Source organism: Serratia sp. (in: enterobacteria) (assembly GCF_051654945.1).
In the GTDB taxonomy this organism is placed as follows: domain Bacteria; phylum Pseudomonadota; class Gammaproteobacteria; order Enterobacterales; family Enterobacteriaceae; genus Chania.
In genome coordinates, this window is sequence record NZ_JBOFZA010000037.1 from 40,017 (window position 1) to 62,294 (window position 22,278).

General features: G+C 52.9%; 18 protein-coding genes and 1 riboswitch. Of the genes, 14 read left to right on the plus strand and 4 right to left on the minus strand.

The genetic code is table 11. From position 1 onward, the window contains the following. Positions 1-340 precede the first annotated feature (340 nt). From ACRDCA_RS03850 to ACRDCA_RS03860, 3 genes are read left to right on the plus strand one after another with little or no spacing between them, the layout of a single operon-like run. A complete protein-coding gene (locus ACRDCA_RS03850) occupies positions 341-1,906 on the plus strand; it encodes a PTS transporter subunit EIIC (RefSeq protein WP_438688365.1) in 1,566 nt (521 codons plus the stop codon). Positions 1,907-1,918: 12 nt separating this feature from the next. Beyond that, positions 1,919-3,271 (plus strand): class-II fumarase/aspartase family protein, encoded by a 1,353-nt coding sequence (locus ACRDCA_RS03855; RefSeq protein WP_438688366.1) that lies wholly within the window; start codon positions 1,919-1,921, stop codon positions 3,269-3,271. Continuing rightward, positions 3,264-4,481, plus strand: a complete 1,218-nt coding sequence (locus ACRDCA_RS03860) for an N-acetylglucosamine-6-phosphate deacetylase (protein ID WP_438688367.1) — start codon at positions 3,264-3,266, stop codon at positions 4,479-4,481. The genes ACRDCA_RS03855 and ACRDCA_RS03860 overlap by 8 nt, the downstream gene beginning before the upstream one ends. Before the next feature lie 42 nt (positions 4,482-4,523). Here ACRDCA_RS03860 and ACRDCA_RS03865 read toward each other — a convergent pair whose 3' ends face one another. Further along, complete coding sequence (locus ACRDCA_RS03865) at positions 4,524-6,071, minus strand: hypothetical protein (protein ID WP_438688368.1); 1,548 nt, start codon at positions 6,069-6,071, stop codon at positions 4,524-4,526. Positions 6,072-6,360: 289 nt separating this feature from the next. Here ACRDCA_RS03865 and ACRDCA_RS03870 point away from each other — a divergent pair, with 289 nt between their 5' ends. From ACRDCA_RS03870 to ACRDCA_RS03920, 11 genes are all read left to right on the plus strand, one after another. Beyond that, positions 6,361-8,046, plus strand: a complete 1,686-nt coding sequence (locus ACRDCA_RS03870; RefSeq protein ID WP_438688369.1) for a sugar phosphorylase — start codon at positions 6,361-6,363, stop codon at positions 8,044-8,046. Positions 8,047-8,061: 15 nt separating this feature from the next. Next, positions 8,062-9,354, plus strand: coding sequence for an ABC transporter substrate-binding protein (locus ACRDCA_RS03875; protein ID WP_438688370.1), 1,293 nt, complete (start codon positions 8,062-8,064; stop codon positions 9,352-9,354). A gap of 18 nt (positions 9,355-9,372) precedes the next feature. Then, positions 9,373-10,254, plus strand: coding sequence for a carbohydrate ABC transporter permease (locus tag ACRDCA_RS03880; RefSeq protein WP_438688371.1), 882 nt, complete (start codon positions 9,373-9,375; stop codon positions 10,252-10,254). Then, entirely contained in the window at positions 10,241-11,086 is an 846-nt protein-coding gene (locus tag ACRDCA_RS03885; RefSeq protein WP_438688372.1) for a carbohydrate ABC transporter permease, read from the plus strand. The genes ACRDCA_RS03880 and ACRDCA_RS03885 overlap by 14 nt, the downstream gene beginning before the upstream one ends. 26 nt (positions 11,087-11,112) lie before the next feature. After that, on the plus strand, positions 11,113-12,165 hold the full coding sequence (locus ACRDCA_RS03890) for a zinc-dependent alcohol dehydrogenase (RefSeq protein WP_438688373.1): 1,053 nt from the start codon (positions 11,113-11,115) through the stop codon (positions 12,163-12,165). Positions 12,166-12,183: 18 nt separating this feature from the next. Next, complete coding sequence (locus ACRDCA_RS03895) at positions 12,184-12,972, plus strand: sugar phosphate isomerase/epimerase family protein (RefSeq protein WP_438688374.1); 789 nt, start codon at positions 12,184-12,186, stop codon at positions 12,970-12,972. 14 nt (positions 12,973-12,986) lie between these two features. Then, on the plus strand, positions 12,987-14,027 hold the full coding sequence (locus ACRDCA_RS03900; protein ID WP_438688375.1) for a Gfo/Idh/MocA family protein: 1,041 nt from the start codon (positions 12,987-12,989) through the stop codon (positions 14,025-14,027). Next, on the plus strand, positions 14,024-16,306 hold the full coding sequence (locus ACRDCA_RS03905) for a glycoside hydrolase family 65 protein (RefSeq protein WP_438688376.1): 2,283 nt from the start codon (positions 14,024-14,026) through the stop codon (positions 16,304-16,306). Before ACRDCA_RS03900 ends, ACRDCA_RS03905 begins: the two co-directional genes overlap by 4 nt. Continuing rightward, positions 16,303-16,998, plus strand: a complete 696-nt coding sequence (gene pgmB, locus ACRDCA_RS03910) for a beta-phosphoglucomutase (protein ID WP_438688377.1) — start codon at positions 16,303-16,305, stop codon at positions 16,996-16,998. Before ACRDCA_RS03905 ends, pgmB begins: the two co-directional genes overlap by 4 nt. A 2-nt stretch (positions 16,999-17,000) precedes the next feature. Then, positions 17,001-18,080, plus strand: a complete 1,080-nt coding sequence (locus ACRDCA_RS03915) for an ABC transporter ATP-binding protein (protein WP_438688378.1) — start codon at positions 17,001-17,003, stop codon at positions 18,078-18,080. Positions 18,081-18,157: 77 nt separating this feature from the next. Continuing rightward, positions 18,158-19,069: an OmpG family monomeric porin gene (locus tag ACRDCA_RS03920; RefSeq protein ID WP_438688379.1), complete on the plus strand. Its 912-nt coding sequence runs from the start codon at positions 18,158-18,160 to the stop codon at positions 19,067-19,069. A gap of 65 nt (positions 19,070-19,134) precedes the next feature. Here the strand turns inward: ACRDCA_RS03920 and ACRDCA_RS03925 are convergent, their stop codons facing one another. From ACRDCA_RS03925 to ACRDCA_RS03935, 3 genes are all read right to left on the minus strand, one after another. Beyond that, positions 19,135-20,145 (minus strand): LacI family DNA-binding transcriptional regulator, encoded by a 1,011-nt coding sequence (locus tag ACRDCA_RS03925; RefSeq protein ID WP_438688380.1) that lies wholly within the window; start codon positions 20,143-20,145, stop codon positions 19,135-19,137. Positions 20,146-20,762: 617 nt separating this feature from the next. Then, a complete protein-coding gene (gene mgtS / locus ACRDCA_RS03930; RefSeq protein ID WP_438688381.1) occupies positions 20,763-20,855 on the minus strand; it encodes a protein MgtS in 93 nt (30 codons plus the stop codon). 129 nt (positions 20,856-20,984) lie between these two features. Then, entirely contained in the window at positions 20,985-22,007 is a 1,023-nt protein-coding gene (locus ACRDCA_RS03935) for a magnesium transporter (protein WP_438688382.1), read from the minus strand. A gap of 72 nt (positions 22,008-22,079) precedes the next feature. Beyond that, a riboswitch (M-box (ykoK) riboswitch) is annotated at positions 22,080-22,253 on the minus strand. Between the last annotated feature and the right edge of the window lie 25 nt (positions 22,254-22,278).

The window sequence follows — 22,278 nt, forward strand, 5'->3', positions numbered from 1 at the left end:
GCTTATGTTCTCTCAATAGCTTGCCATAATTGTAGATCACTTAAAAAAACTCAATCTGGTTTGAGCGATCTGATCAACTGCTGACCCTGATTGCCGGGTTGAGCTAAGCCGATCATAGCACCGGTACTCAGAAATCAAAGATGCCAGATGCAGAAGATTGTTCAAAACACGCTGCATGGTGCATCAAACCTAGATGGCCGGGTAAGCTGACCAGGCAGACTCCTGCCCCTGATTTTTTTAACGGGCAAAAAATGAGCCTTGAATCAGCCAGCATTTGGCCTTGATGGTGGCAGCGTCGGCATTGTTTGATAGAGGGGTAAAGTAAACCAGGGGCCAGATTATGAAATCCAACTTTAAAAACGAAATACAGACGTTTGGGCGTTCCCTATTATTACCGATTGCTGTTTTAGCCCCGGTGGGGATGCTAATGGGGATCTGCAGCGCGCTGGGCCAGGCGTATATGATCGACAAGCTGCCGTTTCTGGGCAATGCCTACTGCAAGGCGATCCTGTCCTCGGTGGGATTAATCAGCAGCGTGGTGTTCCAGAATATCCCATTGCTGTTTGCCATGGGGGTCGCTTATGGGATGTCGAAGAAGGAAAAGGGGATTGCGGTTTTCGCTTCGGTGATTGCCTATCTCACCCTATTGATCTCAATGCATGTGCATCTGAAGGTGATGGATCAACTGGTGACAGAGAATATGGCGCTGGTCGGGCAGGGCATGGTGCTCGGCATCCACACGCTGAAAATCGAAGCGTTGGGAGGGATCATCGCCGGTTTGCTTGCCGCAAAAGTGACGGACAGGTTCTATCGGCTACAACTGCCGCTGGCATTTGCCTTCTTCAGCGGTAAGAAATCGGTCGCCATCCTGTCGATTGCCTTCACCATTCCGGTCGGGCTGCTTATTCCCTTCGTGTGGGATGTGTTCACCTATGGGATGAGGAGCATCTCCACCGTGATGATGGCGCCAAATATCGGTGCCGGGATTTACATGACGCTAAACCGTTTGCTGATCCCGTTTGGCTTGCACCATGTGCTGAGCTCAACGGTGCGCTTTACCGCAGCGGGCGGCACCTATCTGATTGATGGGCAGACCTACGTTGGCATTCTGCCTGCCATGAACAAGATCCTGTTTGAACTGGGGCCAAACCATCCAGCCTGGAATGAGTTCATGCCTACGCTGTCCAGTTACCTGGCGTCGTCGCAGATGCTGACCACCCTGTTCCGCGTCCCGGCTATCGGGCTGGCGATGTATCACATGGCCTATTTCAAAAACAAGAAGTTTGCCAAAGGGATGATCCTGACCGTGGTGCTGACGGCGGTCCTCGGTAATATTACGGAACCGCTCGAGTTCTCCTTCCTGTTTATTGCACCGCAGCTGTTTGTTATCTACGCGATATTGTGTGGTCTGCTGACCATTCCTCTGCAAATGCTGGAGGTTTCGATTGGCTATATTCGTGGCACGATATTTGATTTCGGCATCTTCGGGCTGATGTACGAAAACACCCACTGGGTAAACCTGTTGTTGCTGGGCGCGATTAACTTTGTGGTGTTCTATGGCGTGTTCCGCTATGCCATTGGCAAATTCGATATCAAAACCCCAGGCCGTGAAAACGAGATGGCGGACAGTGCGCTACTGAATAACAAAGAGTACGACAAGGTTGCGGAACTGGTTGTCGAGGGGCTGGGTGGCAGGCAGAACATCAAGCGGGTGGAAAACTGTGTGTCGCGGCTGCGTATCGACCTGGGCGATCAGAAATTGATGAACATGGAGTTGCTGAAAGAGGCGGGGTCGTTGGGGACGTTTATTGCCTCCAACAATCATATTCACGTTGTTTTCGGGCCACACGTCGAGTTTGTCCGTAACGCGGTAGACGACAATCTTGCTGGCATCCAGCAACGTTAACAGGAGAACGGCATGCGCGCACTTTATGATTCCAAGAGTAAAACCATCGATCATCAGGGCATGAAAGACCTGTTCACCCACGAGGCCAGAGTGCAATCGTGGCTCGATGTAGAGGGGGCTTTGGCGATGGCGCAGGCCAAGGTCGGTATGATCCCCGCTGGGGCGGCGGAAAACATCGCGGCCAACTGCCGGTTGGAGCGGATCGATCTGGCGGAGATCGATCGCTTGATGCGCCAGATTGGCCACGGGTTTGTGCCCGTGATCAAGGTGTTGGTCAAAGCTTGTGATACGGAAAGTGGCAAGTATGTGCACTACGGCGTGACCACCCAAAACATTCAGCAAACGGCCCACCTGCTGATCGTGCAGAAATTCCACCGCCATCTGATGAAGTTTGTCGATGCCACCCTGGTCAACCTGGCCCGCTTGGCCAAGACCCATAAAAATACCCTGATGGCGGGTCGTACCCACGGTAAACATGCCTTGCCCATCACCTACGGCTATAAGGTTTCCGTGTGGATTTATGAACTGCTGGCGGCGGTGGAACGTATGCAGGAGGCAGAAAAACGCGTCTTTACCGTGATGATGGGCGGTGCGGTGGGGGCATTTCACGCCACGGGGGAAGAGGGCAGAACGGTGCAGGATCTGGTCGCCGAACAGCTTGGCATGCACTCGATGCTGGTGCCTTCGCGCAGTGCCAGAGTGTTTCGCGCCGAGTACATCAGCAACCTGTGTTTGCTGGCGACCACCCTGCATAAAATTGCTGAAGAGGTCTATCAGACGTCCAGCGAGGAGTTTGGCGAGGTCTCCGAGGCCTTCACCAAAGGCACCGTGGGCAGCAGTACTATGCCGCAGAAGGTCAATCCCAAGCTGGCGAAGGGCATCATTGCCAACGCCCAGAAGCTGTATTCGGTGATGACGGCGGTGCTTTACGTGTGCCCCAGGCCGTTTGAGGCGGACAGTTCGGCCTACTTTATCTTTGATGCCAGCCTGCAGGAAAGCATTGAGCTGATGGCCGAGATCATCCTGCGTGCCGAGGAGTTGACGCGCACGCTGGTGATTAACCCTGAGCGGATGCACGACAACGTGTTGCTGACGCACGGGCTGATCAACAGCGAAAAAATCATGATGAAGCTGGTGGATAAACTGGGCAAGGATCCGGCTCATGAGCTGGTGTACAACATGGCGATGCGCAGTACTCATGAACATCTAGAATACGGTCAAATCTTAAGCCAGGATCCGGTCATCGCCGATAACTTCACGGCACAAGAGATTGCGGAGTTGCTGGATCCCGGTGCCTATACCGGCCTGTGTGCCGTATTGGCCGATGAACTGGCGGAGCGGGTATTGGAGAGGAGCCATGAATGACCAGTGCTCTGGGGTCATAAAATCCAACCGGATTGTTTTCCCCGACGGTATCAAGGCCGGTTATCTGCTGGTGCAACAAGGAAAAATCAGCGGGTTTGCCAGCCAGTTTTCCGGCAACTGTATCGACCATAGCGAGCGGATCATTATGCCCGGCTTTGTCGATATTCACGTGCATGGCTGGGGGCGTGGATCGTTCGGCTACAAGGGCAATAAGGAATCGCTAAAGTGGATGAGCCACGATTTGGTCAAGGTTGGCGTTACCTCGTATCTGCCCACCTCCGGAACCATGCCCAATGATTTCCTTGAGGCATCGTTGGTGGAGGCTGCCGAGTATATTGCCACAGCCACGCCAGCGAACGGGGCCGAAGCCATCGGTATTCATATGGAAGGCCCCTACATCAGCGAAAAACACCTCGGTATGCAGCGAGCCGATTGCCTGCAACGGCCTGGCGTTGAGGGCTTCAAGCGCTTTAATCGGCTGGCGGGTCATAACATCCGCCTGATGACGCTAGCGCCAGAGTTGGAAGGGGCGTTGGAGTTGATTCGTTATCTGCGGGCGCAGGGGATCACCGCGTCTGCGGGGCACACCGATGCCACCTTCGCAGAAGTGACAGCAGCGATAGAAGCGGGGTTAAACCACTTCACCCACGCCTATAGCGGGATGCGTGGCTTCCATCACCGTGAGCTTGGGGTGGTTGGGGCATTGATGTACTACCAGGATACTTACGCGGAGGTCGCGAAACAGAGTGGTATCACCATCAAGCCAGAGGCATTTGATCTGCTCTACCGCCTGAAACGCGATCGGCGCATGGTGTTGATGAGCGACTGTATGGGCTATGTGGATTTCCCGGAAGGGTATGAGTTTCACCATTACCTGCGCAAAGAGACCTTCCGTATCAAACAGGGGCAGTTAGAGATTACCTCTGACGGTGGCGACACGCGGCACGTTTGCCCCTGTGACTATGGCGAGGTGCAGCAGTTGGAGATGAATTTCCTCGATTCAGTGAAGAACATCGTCGATCGTCTGGATAATGGCCTGGTGTCGGTCGCCAGCATTGCTTGCGAAAATCCGGCGTTTCTGGCGGGTGCTCAAGACCGCAAAGGCTCACTGTGCCCGGGTAAAGACGCCGATATTCTGGTGCTGGATGAAGGACTGGAGCTGGTGGAAGTCTACTGCCGTGGCCTGCGTCAGCTCCAACTCAACGGTTAACCTCAAAGACGGGCGCTGCTGCGCCCGTTCGCGCCCCCGCTGTCAGATGAAATAATCCGGATATTCCCGCTCTAACAGGGCACGCAGTTGCTGGCGATCCAATCCTTCAATCTCCTGAATAAACTGCTCTGCCGGGATCTTCTTCTTCGCCCGAGACAGCCCGTGCCGGCTGAGTAGCGAGATATCATCGCGGCTGAGATAGAAATTCACCTTGATGTAATCCCACTGATAATACTTCAGGTAGCTGGAGATCTTGTTGGTGAAGGTAATCAGCAAATCAAACGGGATCTGCTCAAGCGTGTGGATCTCATTGATATTAACGTAGCCGACAATCTCAATATGGAAATGTGATTTCAGCACCTCCTTGAAATAGCCCACCTTACTTTCCGAAGAGTTGGTCACGATAATCACGCGTTTTTTCTGCTCGCTGTAGGCGCGGTTTTGCAGTTCGTATTTCTTCAGGATCAGCACCAGCGTGGACAAATGAACCGTTGAAAAAGTGGTCTGATAGTACTGCGCGATGGGCGCGGTGGCCTGGGTGACCCCCTGATAGAGCAGCGCGTGCCGCGTCTGCACCTGATGCAGCTTTTTATCGTCAAAATAGAGGTTGAACTTGTTTTGTACGATGCTCGCATAGATGAACTGGTAGATCTCGGCAAAGAAGGGCGAGCGGTTGTGTATTTTTGATCGCAGCAAGGGGGTGAGGCATTCACACAGCTGGCCAACGAGCGTGATCAATGTCGGGTCATAGATATCGAATGGCCGCCAGGTATAAGTCAGGGATGAAATCAGCAGGTCGAGAAAGCGATTCTCGTGCTCGTTTTCCAGCAAACCAAAGTCGGAGGACTGAATAAAGCTCAGGTTATCGCTGTGGGTGATCAAATGCCCGCGCCGCATGCGATGCAGCGCAATGCTCATATACACCAGAAAGTATTTTTTGCTGTTATATCCCAGTGTGATCTGGTGACTGAGCCGTTGTTGATACAGCTCGGCGGCAGCGCTGATTTCCTGCTGGCACACCGTTAAGAACTGCGTGGCAATGGAGCGATTGATCGGTTCGTTGGCTTTGTGTGGTACCAGCAGATGATCCTCGCCGATCTCAATCGTTTTCAGGATCGTCAGGCAGATAGCGATGCGCAGCAGAATTTCGTCGCCATCCAGCCGCGATCCTTGCTTGGGAATGGGGGTAACGGAGAGATGATTGGCCTGTAAGAATGCCGACAGCGCCTGGTTATCGTTTTTGAGCGTGGTCGGACTCACGTTGAACTTGCGGTAATACTCGCTTTTGTTCACCACGTTTTGCAGACACAGTGCCACGCTGAGATCTTTGACACGCTCTTCGGCGGTGGTGATGTAGCGGTTGAACGGGATCTGTTCCAGAAAGGCGATATATTCCCGGTAGCCGATCGCCGTAACGATCGCCTGTCCATCGAGGTGCAGGTGGCAGTCTGGCTCCAGGAATTCGTTGATCTCCTTCATGGAGCGCTTCAGCGTCGACATGGTTTTGCCAAACCTGGAGGTGACATCCACGATCGCGACCGGGCTGTGTTCCTGGAGATATTTTAACAATGACAGGTCAAAGCTGTTCACTAGGCGTCTCAACGTTTGGTGTGGAGTTCGTAGAGTTAACAGTATAGAAAATGGCGATTTTTGTCTGTGAGCTATGCAGCGTAGTCAGGCCCGGCACGCTGGTTATCTGCGGGGAAAGCGTGTCGACCCGCTGTCAGCAACAGTGTGCCATTGGCCGTTAATTTGCGGCACCTCACAAATATTTATCAACAGCCCTTGCAATGCTGTTTTCCTGGTTTTAGTTCGTTGACAGAAAAATAAACAGGGAGTAGCCTTGTTTTCATGGTACCGCTCCCACAGAAAATGAGAAATGCAAAAAATTAACAGTTTGTTGGCTGCTATCTATGACGACGGATTAGATGAGTCAGTGGTTAAGTCGGTTATTTCCAGGGTTGAACAGGGCAAGCAAGCCGTTACCCGGATCAGAAAACCGCAGTGGGATGAAAGCGATGTGGTATTGATTACTTATGCCGATCAATTTCATAACAACAACGAAAAAACGCTGAAAACCTTAAGCGATTTTTATAACCGCGGGTTGGCTGATACGTTTTCACATATTCATTTGTTGCCCTTTTATCCCTGGTCGTCAGATGATGGTTTCTCCGTGGTTGATTATCATCAGGTCGACCCGGTTGCCGGTGATTGGCAGGATATTTCCCGCCTTAATCAATCAGCAAAGCTGATGTTTGATTTTGTTTGCAACCATATTTCTGCCAAAAGTGATTGGTTTCAGGGATATTTAAGCGGGCAGGAGAAATATCACAACTTCTTTATTTCAGTTGATCCCGCAACCGATTTGTCTGCGGTAACGCGCCCCCGTGCTTTACCGCTGTTGTCGCCATTCACCCTGGCCGACGGCACGCAACAACACCTTTGGACCACCTTCAGCGACGACCAGATAGATCTCAACTTTGCCAATCCGCAGGTGTTGCTGGCGATGATCGACGTGCTGCTGCATTACTTGCAGCAAGGGGCCGACTATGTGCGTCTGGATGCCGTAGGCTACATGTGGAAAACGCCAGGTACCCGCTGTATTCATCTGGAAAAAACGCACCAGTTGGTGAAACTTTTCCGCGCCGTGGTAGACGAAGTTGCCCCGGGTACCGTGCTGATCACCGAGACTAACGTCCCGCACCTGGACAACATCTCCTATCTGGGTAATGGCCATGATGAAGCGCAGATGGTCTATCAGTTCCCGTTGCCACCGTTGGTGCTACACGCCATTCACAGCGGGTCGGCCAAGGTGCTGAGCCAATGGGCCAGCTCTTTGGGCGATGCTGGCAATGGCAACACTACCTGGTTCAACTTCCTTGCCTCTCACGATGGTATCGGCCTGAATCCTCTGCGCGGCATTCTGCCCGAAGAAGAAATCCTGCAGCTGGTTGCCCATCTGCAGGAAGAAGGGGCGTTGGTTAACTGGAAAAACAATCCGGACGGGACCCGCAGCCCTTACGAAATTAACGTCACCTATATGGATGCGTTAAATCAACGTGATAGCAGCGATCGGCAACGGCTGAGCCGGTTTGTGCTCGCTCATGCCATCCTGCTGGCATTTCCTGGCGTACCGGCGATTTATATTCAAAGTATTTTAGGCTCGCGTAATGACTATGCTGGCGTAGAGCGCCTGGGTTATAACCGTGCTATTAACCGCAGAAAATATGATTTGCAGGAAATTGAAAGCGAACTTGGTGATGAAAATACATTGCGTCATCAGGTATTTGAACAATTATCCCATCTTGTGGGTGTGCGTAAAAAACACCGTGTTTTCCACCCGGCCAGTTCTTTCTGTGCAGAAGAATACTGCGAGAAGATATTAGTGATTAAACGCACTTCTGCTGTTGGGGGTCATCTTCTGGCGCTGTTTAATCTGAGCGATAACGTTCAGCCATTCCCACTGCCGGATAATAATTTCCATGAGTTAATCACCGGCAGCGCGATTAAGGGAAACCAATCTTACGACATGCAGCCTTATCAGGTGTTATGGCTTAGCTATTAATAAAAGGGAATCACCATGAAAACTGCAAAACCAGTGCTGATAACAGCACTGATAGCCGCTGCTTTGCTCTCGGGCTGTAAAGAAGATGATGCGCAGCAGGTCACGATTGAATTTATGCACTCTTCCGTTGAGCAGGAACGTCAGGCGGTGATCGGCAAACTGATTGAGCGTTTCAGCCAGGAAAACCCGCAAATCATCGTCAAACAGGTGCCGGTTGAAGAGGATGCTTATAACACCAAAGTGATCACCCTGGCCCGTTCCGGCGCACTGCCTGAAGTGATCGAAGTCAGCCACGATTACGCCAAGGTGATGGATAAAGAGCAGCTTATCGATCGCGATGCGGTGAAAACGGTGATTGCGACGGTCGGGGAAAACAGCTTCTTCGACGGGGTGTTACGCGTAGTGCGCACTGAAGATGGCAGTGCCTATACCGGTGCACCGATCAGTGCGTGGCTTGGCGGGGTTTGGTATCGCAAATCGGCGCTGGAAAAGGCGGGTCTTGGCGAGCCTAAAGACTGGAGCGAACTGCTGAATGCGGCACGCATAATGACGGATAGCGCCAAGAAAAAGTACGGTATAGCGCTGCCAACCGCAGAAAGCGTCATGACCGAACAAACCTTCTCACAGTTTGCCCTTTCCAATGGCGGTAACGTGTTCAATGCGGCCGGAGAGGTGACGGTCAATTCCCCGGAGATGCTTGCTTCGCTGAACTATTACCGCGAGCTGGCGCAGTACACCATGCCTGGTTCTAATGATGTGATGGAGATAAAAGACGCCTTTATGAACGGCACCGCGCCGATGGCCGTCTACTCCACTTATATCCTGCCAGCCTTCTACAAAGACGGTTCACCTCAGGATCTTGGCTTTGTCGTGCCAACGGAAAAATCTCCGGCGGTCTACGGCATGATCACCTCGCTCACCATCACCGCAGGCCAGACCAAAGCGGAAACGGCCGCCGCCGAGAAATTTGTCACTTTCCTTGAGCAGGCACAGAACTCGGCCGACTGGGTATTGATGTCACCTGGGGCGGCTCTGCCGGTAACCAAGGCGGTGACGGAAACCGCCAGCTATCAGGATAACCCGGTGATAAAAGCCTTTGGTGCCTTACCGGCCGAGCTGATTGCCCAGTTCCCGAACGTGCAGGTCTTTGGTTCCGTCGGGGATAAAAACTTTACCCGCATGGGAGACATCACCGGCTCGGCGGTACTGAGTGAGATGGTCAATCAGGTCACGGTCGGTAAACAGGCCACTGCGCCAGCGCTTGAGCGCAGCCAGCAGCGCATTGTCGAGCTAATGAAACAACACTGAACCACAGGATAACTCACTATGAAGAAGTGGTTCTCTGGCCGCTCCGACATGCCCTTCGCCATGATGCTGCTTGCCCCCAGCCTGTTGTTGCTGGGGGGATTGGTGGCCTGGCCGATGCTGTCGAACATCGAAATCAGTTTTTTGCGTTTACCGCTCAACCCGAACATTGATGCCAAGTTTGTCGGGTTGCAAAACTACATCAATATCCTGACGGATGCCGCGTTCTGGCATTCGCTCTGGACGACCTTCTGGTACACCGCGTTGGTGGTTGTGGGCAGCACTGGCCTGGGGCTGGGAGTGGCGCTGTTTTTCAACCGTGAATTCCGGTTGCGTAAAACCGCGCGTTCCCTGGTGATCCTCTCCTATGTCACACCCTCTATTTCGCTGGTGTTCTCCTGGAAATACATGTTCAACAGCGGCTATGGCATCGTGAACTTTCTGGGGGTGGATATCCTGGGCCTGTTCGATGAGGCTCCGTTGTGGTTCGACAACCCCGGCAGCAGCTTTTTCCTGGTGGTGCTGTTCGCCATCTGGCGCTACTTCCCCTATGCGTTTATCTCGTTTTTGGCCATTTTGCAGACCATCGACAAATCGCTGTATGAGGCGGCCGAAATGGATGGAGCCAACGCCTGGCAGCGTTTCAAGATCGTGACGCTGCCGGCGATTATGCCGGTGCTGGCCACCGTCATCACGTTGCGCACCATCTGGATGTTCTACATGTTTGCCGATGTCTGGCTGTTGACCACCAAAGTGAACATTCTTGGGGTGTATCTGTATAAAACCGCCTTTGCCTTTAACGACCTGGGTAAAGCGGCTGCGATCTCGGTGGTGCTGTTTGTCATCATCTTCGCCGTTATCCTGCTAACCAGAAATCGGGTGAATCTCCATGGCAACAAATAAACGCAAACTTGCCGGTCGCGTGGGCTTTTATCTGGGGCTGGCGCTGTTTCTTGGCATTACGTTGTTCCCGTTTTTCGTGATGCTGATGACCTCGTTCAAAAGCCCGAAAGAGGCGATCTCGCTGCATCCGACCATTTTCCCGCAGGAATGGACGCTGCAGCACTATATCGACATTTTTAACCCCACCATCTTCCCGTTTTTGACCTACTTCAAAAACAGCCTGGTGGTGTCGTTGACCTCTTCGGCCATCGCGGTATTTATCGGCATTCTGGGGGCCTATGCGCTCTCCAAGCTGCGCTTTAAAGGGCGCATGACCATCAACGCCAGCTTTTACGCGGTGTATATGTTCTCCGGCATCCTGCTGGTGGTGCCGCTGTTCAAAATCATCACCGCGCTGGGGATTTACGACACCGAACTGGCGCTGATTATCACCATGGTGACGCAAACGCTGCCCACGGCGGTGTTCATGCTGAAAAGCTATTTCGACACCATCCCGGACGAAATTGAAGAGGCAGCCATGATGGATGGCCTCAACCGGTTGCAGATTATCTTTTACATCACCGTTCCGCTGGCGGTTTCCGGCCTGGTATCGGTGTTCGTCTACTGCTTTATGGTGGCGTGGAACGACTATCTGTTTGCCTCTATTTTCCTCTCCAGTTCGGCGAACTTTACGCTGCCAGTGGGGCTGAGCACGCTGTTCAGCACGCCGGATTATGTCTGGGGCAGGATGATGGCGGCCTCGTTGGTGACGGCATTGCCGGTGGTGGTGATGTACGCACTTTCCGAACGTTTTATCAAAAGTGGCCTGACTGCCGGTGGCGTCAAGGGCTAAGGCCGTTCCCTTTTTGGAGTCAATAAATGAAAAAGTTAGTGGCAAGCGCGCCGCGTGTTGCGGCATTGATTGAGTATGAAGATCGCCCGGTGTTGGCAAACGAAGTGAAAATCAAGGTGGCCTTCGGTGCACCAAAGCATGGTACCGAGGTAGTGGATTTCCGCGCGGCCAGCCCGTTTATCGATGAAGAGTTTTCCAGCGAGTGGAACCTGTTTGTGCCACGGGCCGCTGGTGCCGCTCGGGGGATCGAGTTTGGTAAATTCCAGCTCGGCAACATGGTGGTGGGGCAAGTGATCGAGCGTGGCGCTGACGTGACGGAATACCAACTTGGTGACCAGGTGTGCAGCTATGGGCCGCTGCAGGAAACCGTCATCGTCAACGCGGTCAACAACTACAAGCTGCGCAAAATGCCAGCCGGTGCCAGCTGGAAAAATGCCGTATGTTACGACCCGGCGCAGTTTGCCATGAGCGGCGTACGTGATGGCAACGTGCGGGTTGGCGATTTTGTGGTGGTAGTGGGGCTGGGTGCCATTGGCCAGATTGCTATCCAACTGGCGAAGAAGGCCGGTGCGTCAGTGGTGATCGGCGTCGATCCGATTGAGCACCGCTGTACCATTGCCAAGCGCCACGGCGCGGACTGCTGTTTCAACCCGATCGGTACCGACATCGGCCTGGAAATCAAAAAGCTGACCGGTAAACAAGGTGCAGATGTGATCATCGAAACCAGCGGTAATGATGACGCGCTGCAGGCTGCTCTGCGCGGTATTGCCTATGGCGGCACCATCTCATACGTCGCGTTTGCCAAGCCTTTCCATGAAGGTTTCAACCTGGGGCGCGAAGCTCACTTCAACAACGCCAAGATCGTTTTCTCCCGTGCCTGTAGCGAACCAAACCCGGATTACCCGCGCTGGAGCCGCAAACGCATCGAGGAAACCTGCTGGCAACTGCTCATGAACGGTTATCTCAACTGTGAAGACCTGATCGATCCGGTGGTCACCTTCCACGACAGCGCAGAGAGCTATATGAAGTATGTCGACCGGCAGCCGGAACTGAGCATCAAAATGGGCGTTACCTTCTAATTTAACACGGATTGCACAATGAAAATTGGTACTCAAAATCAGGCGTTTTTCCCTACGGATCTCGTTGAGAAATTCCAGTATGTCAAGGCGATGGGCTTCGACGGTTTCGAAATCGACGGCAAGCTGCTGGTCGACAACCTGCCCGCCGTCAAGGCGGCCATAGCGGCTACCGGGCTGCCGGTCACCACCGCCTGCGGCGGGTACGATGGCTGGATCGGTGATTTTATTGAAGAGCGCCGTTTGAACGGCCTGCAACAAATCGCCCGCATTCTGGCTGCGTTGGCCGAAGTGGGTGGCAAAGGCATCGTGGTCCCTGCGGCCTGGGGCATGTTTACCTACCGTCTGCCGCCAATGACCTCGCCACGTAGCCAGGCGGGCGATCGCAAAGCGGTGAGCGATTCTTTGCGCTTCCTGGATGAGGTAGCGGGGCGTAATGGGACCACCGTGTTCCTCGAGCCGCTGAACCGTTATCAGGATCATATGATCAATACCCTGGCAGACGCCCGTGGCTATATCGAACAAAACCAGCTCAAGCACACGCAGATCATCGGCGATTTCTATCACATGAATATTGAAGAAGATGATATCAGCGCCGCGTTTCACGCCAATCGTGATCTGCTGGGGCATGTGCACATTGCCGATAACCATCGCTATCAGCCAGGCAGCGGCAGCATCGATTTTAAACGGCATTTCGACCAGTTGCGTGCCGACGGCTATGACGGCTATATCGTCTACGAAGGCCGCGTCCGCGCCGAGGATCCGGCGGCGGCCTACCGGCAATCACTGCAATTTTTGCGTACCTGCTAAGAGGCGATGGCGAAATGAGTCGAAAACTCAGGGTGGCGATTATCGGCGGCGGCCAGGTGGCGGAAACGGTACATGCGTCGTATTACCTGACGAGAGAAGATCTTGAGCTGGTGGCGGTGGTGGACAGCCAGCCCGAGCGGGCAAAGGCGTTCGCTGAACGGTTGGGGATCCCACATGCCTTTACCGATACCGGTGAGATGTATCAGCAGTGTCAGCCGGATGTGGTGAGCGTTTGCACGCCGAACCGTTTTCATCACCAACATGTGTTGCAGGCGCTGGCACAGGGCTGCCATGTGATGTGTGAAAAACCTCCGGCGATGACACCGCAGCAGGCCGCCGAGATGCGTGATGCGGCCCGTAAGGCTGGCAAAGTGCTGGCCTATGATTTTCATCATCGTTTCGCCAGCGATACGCAGCTACTGCGTGAGCAGGTGGTTGCCGGCACGCTGGGTGAAGTTTATGTCACCACGGCAAAAGCGTTGCGCCGCTGTGGTGTCCCCGGCTGGGGCGTGTTTACCAACAAGGAGTTGCAGGGCGGCGGGCCATTGATCGATATCGGCATTCATATGTTGGATGCGGCGATGTATGTGCTTGGTTTTCCTGCCGTGCGCCGCGTGTCGGCACATTCTTTCCAAAAGCTCGGCAAGCGTAAACATAGCGGGCAGTTTGGGGAGTGGGATCCGCAGGCCTACAGCGTGGAAGATGCGCTGTTTGCCACCCTGGAGTTCCATAACGGCGGCATTCTGCGTCTGGAAACGTCATTCATCCTGAATATTTCGCAGCAGTCGGTAATGAACGTGGAATTCTGTGGGGATAATGCCGGTGCCACGCTTTTCCCTGCACATATCTACCAGGATCAGGGTGGGGAACTGGTGACGTTGATGCAGCGGGAAACGGCGGACAATAACCGTCATTGCAAAAGCATGCAGGCTTTTGTGGATCACGTACTGGGTGCGCCGGTCAGCATTGCAGATGCCGAGCAAGGCTACATCATTCAGCAGCTTGTCGCAGCTATCTACCTCGCGGCCGAACAAGGAACGAGCATCGACCTATGAGCAACCTGACGTCGTTGGTTGAGCCACAGTTCAGCCCACATACCCTGAACAAGTTTGCCACCCTGATGGCGGCTGGAAACGGCTATCTAGGCCTGAGAGCCTGCCATGAAGAGGCATACACCGAACAAACACGCGGCATGTATCTGGCCGGGTTTTACCATCGCGCTTCGGCCACGGAAACCACCGAGCTGGTTAACCTGCCGGATGTGTTGCAAATGCGTATTGAACTGGACGGGGAGATTTTCACGTTACTGTCCGGCACGATGCTTTACTACCGGCGTGAGCTGGATTTTGCCAAGGGCGAATTGCGCCGTCAGGTGACCTGGCTGGCGCCCAACGGCAAGCGCTATCAGATTGACTGCCAGCGCTTTCTCTCTGCGGCACGGCATTCGCTGCTGTGCTCGCGTATCTCAATCACGCCGTTGGATGGCGATGCGCTGGTGACGATTAGCACCGGCATCGACGCCACCCAGACCAACAGCGGCCGTCAGCACCTGGATGAAACCAGCGTCCGCGTTTTCGACCAACTTTACCTGCAAGGCTGCTACCGCACTTTGGATGGCAGTAACGAAGCGCTGATCAGCAGTTTCTGTGCGGTGCCGTCACAGGCCTGCACCAGCTTTTCCGCCAAGAACCGCCGTTTGACCCAACACTGCACGGCCAACGTTACTCAGGGATCGCCGCTGGTGCTGGTGAAAACCAACTGGATAACAAGCTCATTGGCGGCCGACTATCAGCCGGAAACCGCCGGCGAGCAGGCACTGACCAACCTGATGGCCTGTGTTGCGCAAGGTTACGACCAGTTGCTGGCCGAATCTGAGCAGGCGTGGCATAACTGGTGGCTGCGCAGCCGTATCAAGGTCGATAGCCAAAACGGGCAGGATCAGCGCACCTTGGATTTTGCGCTCTATCACCTGTTCGCCATGACCCCGACCCACAGCGAGCGTTGCAGCATTGCGGCCAAAGGACTGACCGGCGAAGGATACAAAGGCCATATTTTCTGGGATACCGAAGTGTTCCTGCTGCCGTTCCATCTGATGACTCAGCCGGAAATCGCCCGTCAGCTGTTGAGCTATCGTTGGCATAACCTGCCGGGGGCGCAGGCCAAAGCAAAGAAAAACGATTGGCAGGGCGCGCTGTTCCCCTGGGAAAGCGCCTGGTCTGGCGAGGAAGAAACGCCAGAATTTGCCGCCATCAATATCCGAACCGGGTTACGCCAGAAAGTGGCATCGGCACTGGCAGAGCATCATCTGGTGGCCGATATTGCCTGGGCGGTGGACGCATATTTCCAGGCGACCGGCGACGAAACCTTTATGCGCCAACGTGGCACCACTTTGCTGATGGAAACGGCCCGATTCTGGATCAGCCGGGCGGTGGAGGTGAATGGTCGGCTGGAACTGCATGACGTGATTGGCCCGGATGAATATACCGAACACGTCGATAATAACGCCTACACCAACTATCTGGCCTATCACAACGTGGAATGCGCGTTGCGCTATCAACAGCGGTTTGCCGTGCCAGATCGGGAGTTTGTCGAGTCTGCCAACGATTTCCTGCAACGGTTGTGGTTACCCCCGGTTAACGAACAGCAATTGATCCCACAGGACGATACCTTCTTCAGCAAGCCCAGCATCGATCTGGCCAAGTACAAGGCACAGCAGGGAACACAGGCGATTTTGCTCGACTATTCCCGCGCCGAAGTCAATGAGATGCAGATCCTGAAGCAGGCCGATGTGGTCATGCTGACCTATATGTTGCCGTGGCTGTTTACGCCAGGCCAGATTGCGGCAAATCTCGATTACTACGAGCCACGTACCATCCACGATTCTTCGCTCAGCAAGGCGATCCATGGGGTGGTCGCGGCAAGGTGTGGCCGCGTAGAGCAGGCCTATCAGTTCTGGCAGCAGGCCAGCCGTATCGATCTGGGCGACGAACCTCACAGCTGTGATGACGGCATTCATGCGGCGGCGACAGGAGCCATCTGGCTTGGCGCGGTGCAGGGATTTATCGGGCTGACGGTTGAGCAGGGCGAACTGCACCTTAATCCGCGGCTGCCCGCAGCATGGCGTTCTGTTTCATTACCGTTCAATTGGCAGGGAACCAAGGTGCAACTGACGTTGACCCCGCATCAACTGAGTATGACTACGGATACTGACCAACCGTTGACGCTGTGGCTCGGGCAAAAACGCTTATCGATCCGTCGAGCGCAAAGCCTCTCGCTGACAGATTTTTTTACCGTTGAATCTGGGAGCGGTACCATGAAGGAGGCCGAGTCATGAAACTACAGGCAGTGATTTTCGACCTGGATGGCGTGGTGACTGATACCGCCCATCTGCACTTTCTCGCCTGGCAACGTATCGCCAGCGAAATCGGCATCGTTATCGATGAGCAGATTAACGAACAGTTAAAAGGCATCAGCCGCATGGATTCCCTGGAGCGGATCCTGCGTCATGGCGGCATGGAACAGCGCATCGGCCAACAGCAGCGCCTGCAACTGGCTGCACAAAAAAATGCGTTCTACGTCGAGCTGTTGCAGCAGTTACATCCCGGCTCGGTATTGCCGGGCATTGCGCCGCTGCTGGCAGAACTGCATGCCAAACATATCCGCGTAGGATTGGCTTCGGTGTCGTTGAATGCACCGCGCATCCTGAATGCGTTGGGCTTGGCGGGGCAGTTCGATTTTTGCGCCGATGCCAATACCATCAGCCGCTCCAAACCCGACCCGGAGATCTTTCTTGCCGCCTGTGAAGGGTTGGGCTGTGCACCGGCCAACTGTATCGGTATCGAAGACGCACAGGCGGGGATTGATGCCATCAACGCCAGCCACATGCTTTCCGTGGGGATCGGCAGTCAGCTCAAACATGCCGATCTGCTGCTGGCATCCACTGCAGAGCTAAGTGAGTTGTGCCTGCAATCATTCTGGTTAACCAAACACGGCGAGCTTAGCGGCCGTGTGAAAGAAGGGAAATAGCGATGGCACAGCTTTCATTACGGCATATTGAGAAGATTTATAACAATCAGGTTCATGTGGTGAAGGATTTCAATCTGGAGATTGAAGACAAGGAGTTTATCGTCTTTGTTGGCCCTTCGGGCTGCGGCAAATCCACCACGTTGCGCATGATTGCCGGGCTGGAAGAGATCAGCGGTGGCGAACTGCTGATCGACGGCGTTTGCATGAATGACGTTCCTGCCAAGTCCCGTGGTATCGCCATGGTGTTCCAGAACTATGCGCTGTATCCCCACATGTCCGTCTACGACAACATGGCGTTCGGTTTAAAGATGCAGAAGCTGGACGCGAAAATTATCGACGAGCGGGTACAGTGGGCAGCGCAAATACTTGGCCTGAAAAGCTATCTGGATCGTCGGCCTGCTGCACTCTCTGGTGGCCAGCGTCAGCGTGTCGCTCTGGGGCGAGCCATCGTACGGGAAGCTGGGGTATTCCTGATGGATGAACCCTTGTCCAATCTGGATGCCAAGCTGCGGGTGCAGATGCGGGCGGAAATCAGCCGTCTGCATCAAAAGCTTAATACGACGATGATTTACGTCACGCACGACCAGACCGAAGCGATGACCATGGCCACGCGCATCGTGATCATGAAAGACGGCATTATCCAGCAGGTTGGCGCGCCCAAAACGGTGTATAACCAGCCAGCCAATATGTTTGTCGCCGGGTTTATTGGTTCGCCATCGATGAACTTTATTCGCGGTACGCTGGATAACGGCTGTTTTGTCACGGAAACGCTGAAATTACCGATCCCACCACAAAGACTCTCGGCGGTGGCTAGCGAGAGGTATCAGCATAAACCGGTAATATTAGGTATTCGCCCGGAAGATATTCTCCCAGCCGTGGAGGAACAGGGAATTGAAGCTCTTATTAGCGTGGCTGAATTAACCGGCGCAGAGTTTATGCTTTATTCTACCGTTGGTGGCCATGAATTTACCATGAGAGCCAACGCCGATGCGGATTATCGGGCCGGGCAGAAGATCGGTATTCAGTTTGATATGCAGAAAAGTCATTTCTTTGATCACGACACTGAACTGGCAATAAATTAATTAAATTCATATCTATTAACATGCCGGGTTTTCTCGGCATGTTTTGCTTAGCCGTTACTTTTAACAAGGATTACCCTATGAAAAAAATACTGCAAGGTTCATGCTTAATTCTGGCTGCCGGAGCAATAGGCGCACAAGCTTCTGAGGATAGTAACTGGCACTATAATATTGGCGCCATGTATGAAATAGAAAACGTAGAAGGTCAGGCTGATGATAAGGATGGGCTTTATGAACCCTCTATTTACTTTAATGCATCCAAAGGCGATTGGACTATCGCTTTGGCGATGTATCAAGAAGGGGCTGCCGACTATAGCAACTTTACCCGTGGCACCTACTTTAACCGTCCTGAGTTGGAAATCCGCTATCAGGCTATCGGTAATGATGATGTCACGCTAGGTTTTACCGGTGGTGTGCGTAATTATGGTTTCCATTTTAAAAATGATAATGGATCTAATGCCGGCACCGCCGATACTCAACGTTATAAATTCCAGCCGGACTGGAAAATAAAAATTAATGAAGACTGGAGTTTTGGCGGCTGGCTGGCGTATTATCGCTTTATCAACGATCTGGACAAAACGGGTTATTCAGATAGCCGGGTAGAAACGGAAACGGGCGTGACCTGGAAGATTGATGACACCTTCTCGTTGAGAACCAACTATTATCTGGAGCGGGGCTTCAACAGCGACAGCGATAAAAATAACGGTGAATTCTCCACCCAGGAGATGCGGATCTATTTGCCGATTTCGCTGGGGAACACCACGCTGACGCCATACACCCGCCTGGGCCTGGATCGCTGGACCAACTGGGATTGGTCAGAAGATGTTGATCGCGAGGATCACAGCTATAACCGTCTTGGGATGCTGTATGCCTATGATTTCAATAACGGTCTGTCGATGACGTTGGAATACGCCTATGAGTGGCAAAACCATCATGATGCTGCTGACGATAAATTCCACTATGCTGGTATTGGCGTGAATTACAGTTTCTGAGTTTGACCTGGAAACCAGGAGAATGGCTGTCGGGGGAGGGATTTTATCCATCCCCCAGATAAGGTTTAGTTGATGGAGCCAGTGAGTGCCAGGGTGGTCGCGACGATAGTGCGTGAGGGCACCGGCTTCCCGGCGATTTTATCGAATAACAGTGCGCTACCTGCGGTGCCAAGCTCTTGCGTCGGGACTTCAATACCACCGGGAGGCGGCGAGAGTAAGAAACTAAGCATATCGTTGCTATAGCCCACGACTGAAAGCTGCTGTGGAATAGCGATGCCTTTTTCATGGGCAATGCGATACAGGCTCATTAATTTCAGGCTATCTGTGGCAAATATCGCGGTGGGCAATTTTTTACCGCTGAGTAATTTCTCTGCGGCTTTGAGTGCCGATTCATTGGTATATCCACCGTCAACGATCCACGCTTTGGGAATGGCAATGTCGTGGCCGTTCAGGCAGTCTTTAAAACCGGCCAAACGATCAACAGAGACATGATAATCCAACGGGGCATGTAAGCAGGCGATATGGCGATGGCCGTTATTGATCAGCGTGTTTGTCAGCGCGATGCTGTCTTGATAATTATCGGTGTCCACGGAAAAAACGTGCTGAAAATCACCTTCAACCTTGCCAATGACCACCACCGGGATGGCATAGCTATCCAACTCTTTGAAGAAGGACTCATCCGTGGGTGAGCTGAGCATGATAATGCCCTTGATCATCTTTTGTTTTATTTTATTAATACATTTTTGCAGATCTTCCTGGCTGTTTTTGGATGTCTGCAAAATAACGTCAAACCCTTCATGTTCCGCTCTGGCGGTGATGGCATGCAACACTTCAGAGAAAAAGGGGTTACCCGCGGTGGTTTTAGTTGAGCGGGTAGAGATCACCATAATCGCGTCAAAGCCGGAGGAGGTGAGGGCGCGAGCTAATTTATTCGGCTGGAAATTTAATTCTGCGATCGCTTTCAAAACCCGTTCGCGTGCTTCGGGAGAGATATTGGTCTGATTATTCAACACGCGTGAGACGGTAGATTTTGAAACATTAGCCACTCTGGCTATATCATAAATCGTGGGTGACATGGCAGAACCTGTCCTGGGCCAAAATTATGAGGTTATACTACTTGAATTGGCCTCGGGCTGTCTAGGTAATCACGCCTCCTCAGTGGGACTGTCGAATATACCAATAACGCTAAAAAACTATTTCAGACATTAGTCCAGATGTTAGTCCGACCTGTTGCTGAGCAGGTGCTGGGATAGGTGGCGGTCATCGGGGTCAGCTCAACTGAACCGGTGTTGTCACCTGGCGGCTAGATGCCCTGCACGTTGGTGACCTGGAGTTTATCGACCTCAATGCAACCTTTGGCGTTGGTCTATTTTGCCTGGTACGGCTCTGATGCGAATTAAAAAGTCAGCTTTTGGCTTTTGTCGACCATTGCCAGATAAAAGCGACGAGCAGCATGCTTGCGCAACCCGTCAGCAACAAACAGGAAAGAAATGCGGGCTGACCGGTTGAGTGCAGATAAATTTCATTAATGCCTGCCGAGATCATAAAAATAGCGTAAAGCAACCCAAGTATAAAAATCATCATCATCGTCACGCGCGGTGAATACCGTCAGTTTATGGCTGTTGTTTCATCCTCCCCGCAACGATTGATGAGGTTACGGGGAGGATGATTCTAGGTGGATCTTTTTCGTTCATTAGTCATCCCAGCGGGTGCTCAAGTAGGCTGCGACCAGCCCCATTGTGCTGATGAAAAACAAAAAGCCCATAAAAACCATCATATTTCCCATAATACTATCCTCGGTTAGCTGTAATCGATAATGACCTCGGTGATTAAAATACGTTGAAAACGTAGTCCATAGTGTTGACGCACCTCCGTGGTGACGGGTCTCTGCACCAGCAGAAACCCGCCAATTGCGTTATATACCCAGCACTGCCTGAGCAATTTTGAAATAAATAATCAACCCGGTTCCGTCAATAAAGGTGGCGATAAACGGAGCGGATACCACCGCCGGATCGATCCCAGCCTTTTTCAGTAACATTGGAATAATGGAAGAGACGATAGCGCTCCACACCGTGATCGCTACCAACGACAGGCTGACCACCATGGTGACATCCATGCCGACGCCCATTATCCAGGCCCGTACCCAGGCGGCGAGCCCAATGGTGACGGCAATTAACAGTGAAGTACTCACCTCTTTACGGATCACCGAACCCAGGTTACGCAGGCTGACCTCTCCCAACGCCATCGCCCTTACCAAGGTTGATGTGATCTGCGTACCGCTGTTACCCCCGGTACCTATCAGTAGCGGAATAAAGAAGGCCAAGGCAATGGCCGCTTCCAGTTGCTCCTCAAACGCTTTCAGCACGTTGCCGGTATAGGCTTCAGCAACAAACAGCAACAACAGCCAGACCACGCGTTTACGCCATAATGCCCAGGGGCTGGTTTCCAGATAAGGCTTGTCCAGCGGCAGGCTGGCACCTTGGCGTTGCGCATCCTCGGTATTTTCGTCTTCAATCAACCGAGCGATTTCTTTTTCGCCTAGTACGCCAACCAGCGTTTTGTTGACTACCACCGGCACCACATCCAGGCCACCCTTGCCCAATAAATGCGCCACATCATTTCTGTCGTCATCCGGAGAGACGTGGAAATAGGTATGGTTCATCATCGAACCGATAGCCCTGTCACCCTCTCGGCATTGCAGCAATTTTTTTACCGACAGCATGCCCCGGAGGTGGTAATCATCCGCGGTGATAAACAGTTGTGTTGGAATTTCATCGGTTTGCAACTGCGTGAGGAAGTAATCCTTGGCTTCATCGACCGTCATGGCGCCGGAGACGGTAATAAAGTCAGCGCTCATATAGTTGACAATGGATGACTCGTCATGCACCGCTGGTGCGGCAACGGCCATCGCCGATGAGTATGGAATTGATTTAATCATGTTAGTCCCTATTGCTGTTTAAACTTCAACAGTGAATCGCATAGGGGCGTTAACCAAAGAGGGAGTGCAGGAAGCCTATCTCCGCGTCCAGGTTTTAGCACTATACAACGTATCTGAAAAAATCTTCAGAAGTTACCTTGGGCTAAACCTTAATCCGATAAAGCCTGTCTTAACCTTGGGCATCTCTCGATGTCGTCAGATCAGTAACCTGTGTTTGTATAGGAGCCTCGCCAAACGAGATACTGCAAATTACTACGCGGCGATTATAGGC

Coding starts and splice junctions, on each gene's coding strand:
- ACRDCA_RS03850 (WP_438688365.1), top strand. CDS start 341: ATGAAATCCAACTTTAAAAACGAAATACAGACGTTTGGGCGTTCCCTA.
- ACRDCA_RS03895 (WP_438688374.1), top strand. CDS start 12,184: ATGAAAATTGGTACTCAAAATCAGGCGTTTTTCCCTACGGATCTCGTT.
- ACRDCA_RS03890 (WP_438688373.1), top strand. CDS start 11,113: ATGAAAAAGTTAGTGGCAAGCGCGCCGCGTGTTGCGGCATTGATTGAG.
- ACRDCA_RS03870 (WP_438688369.1), top strand. CDS start 6,361: ATGCAAAAAATTAACAGTTTGTTGGCTGCTATCTATGACGACGGATTA.
- ACRDCA_RS03900 (WP_438688375.1), top strand. CDS start 12,987: ATGAGTCGAAAACTCAGGGTGGCGATTATCGGCGGCGGCCAGGTGGCG.
- mgtS (WP_438688381.1), bottom strand. CDS start 20,855: ATGGGAAATATGATGGTTTTTATGGGCTTTTTGTTTTTCATCAGCACA.
- ACRDCA_RS03860 (WP_438688367.1), top strand. CDS start 3,264: ATGAATGACCAGTGCTCTGGGGTCATAAAATCCAACCGGATTGTTTTC.
- ACRDCA_RS03925 (WP_438688380.1), bottom strand. CDS start 20,145: ATGTCACCCACGATTTATGATATAGCCAGAGTGGCTAATGTTTCAAAA.
- ACRDCA_RS03920 (WP_438688379.1), top strand. CDS start 18,158: ATGAAAAAAATACTGCAAGGTTCATGCTTAATTCTGGCTGCCGGAGCA.
- ACRDCA_RS03875 (WP_438688370.1), top strand. CDS start 8,062: ATGAAAACTGCAAAACCAGTGCTGATAACAGCACTGATAGCCGCTGCT.
- ACRDCA_RS03885 (WP_438688372.1), top strand. CDS start 10,241: ATGGCAACAAATAAACGCAAACTTGCCGGTCGCGTGGGCTTTTATCTG.
- ACRDCA_RS03905 (WP_438688376.1), top strand. CDS start 14,024: ATGAGCAACCTGACGTCGTTGGTTGAGCCACAGTTCAGCCCACATACC.
- ACRDCA_RS03880 (WP_438688371.1), top strand. CDS start 9,373: ATGAAGAAGTGGTTCTCTGGCCGCTCCGACATGCCCTTCGCCATGATG.
- pgmB (WP_438688377.1), top strand. CDS start 16,303: ATGAAACTACAGGCAGTGATTTTCGACCTGGATGGCGTGGTGACTGAT.
- ACRDCA_RS03855 (WP_438688366.1), top strand. CDS start 1,919: ATGCGCGCACTTTATGATTCCAAGAGTAAAACCATCGATCATCAGGGC.
- ACRDCA_RS03935 (WP_438688382.1), bottom strand. CDS start 22,007: ATGATTAAATCAATTCCATACTCATCGGCGATGGCCGTTGCCGCACCA.
- ACRDCA_RS03915 (WP_438688378.1), top strand. CDS start 17,001: ATGGCACAGCTTTCATTACGGCATATTGAGAAGATTTATAACAATCAG.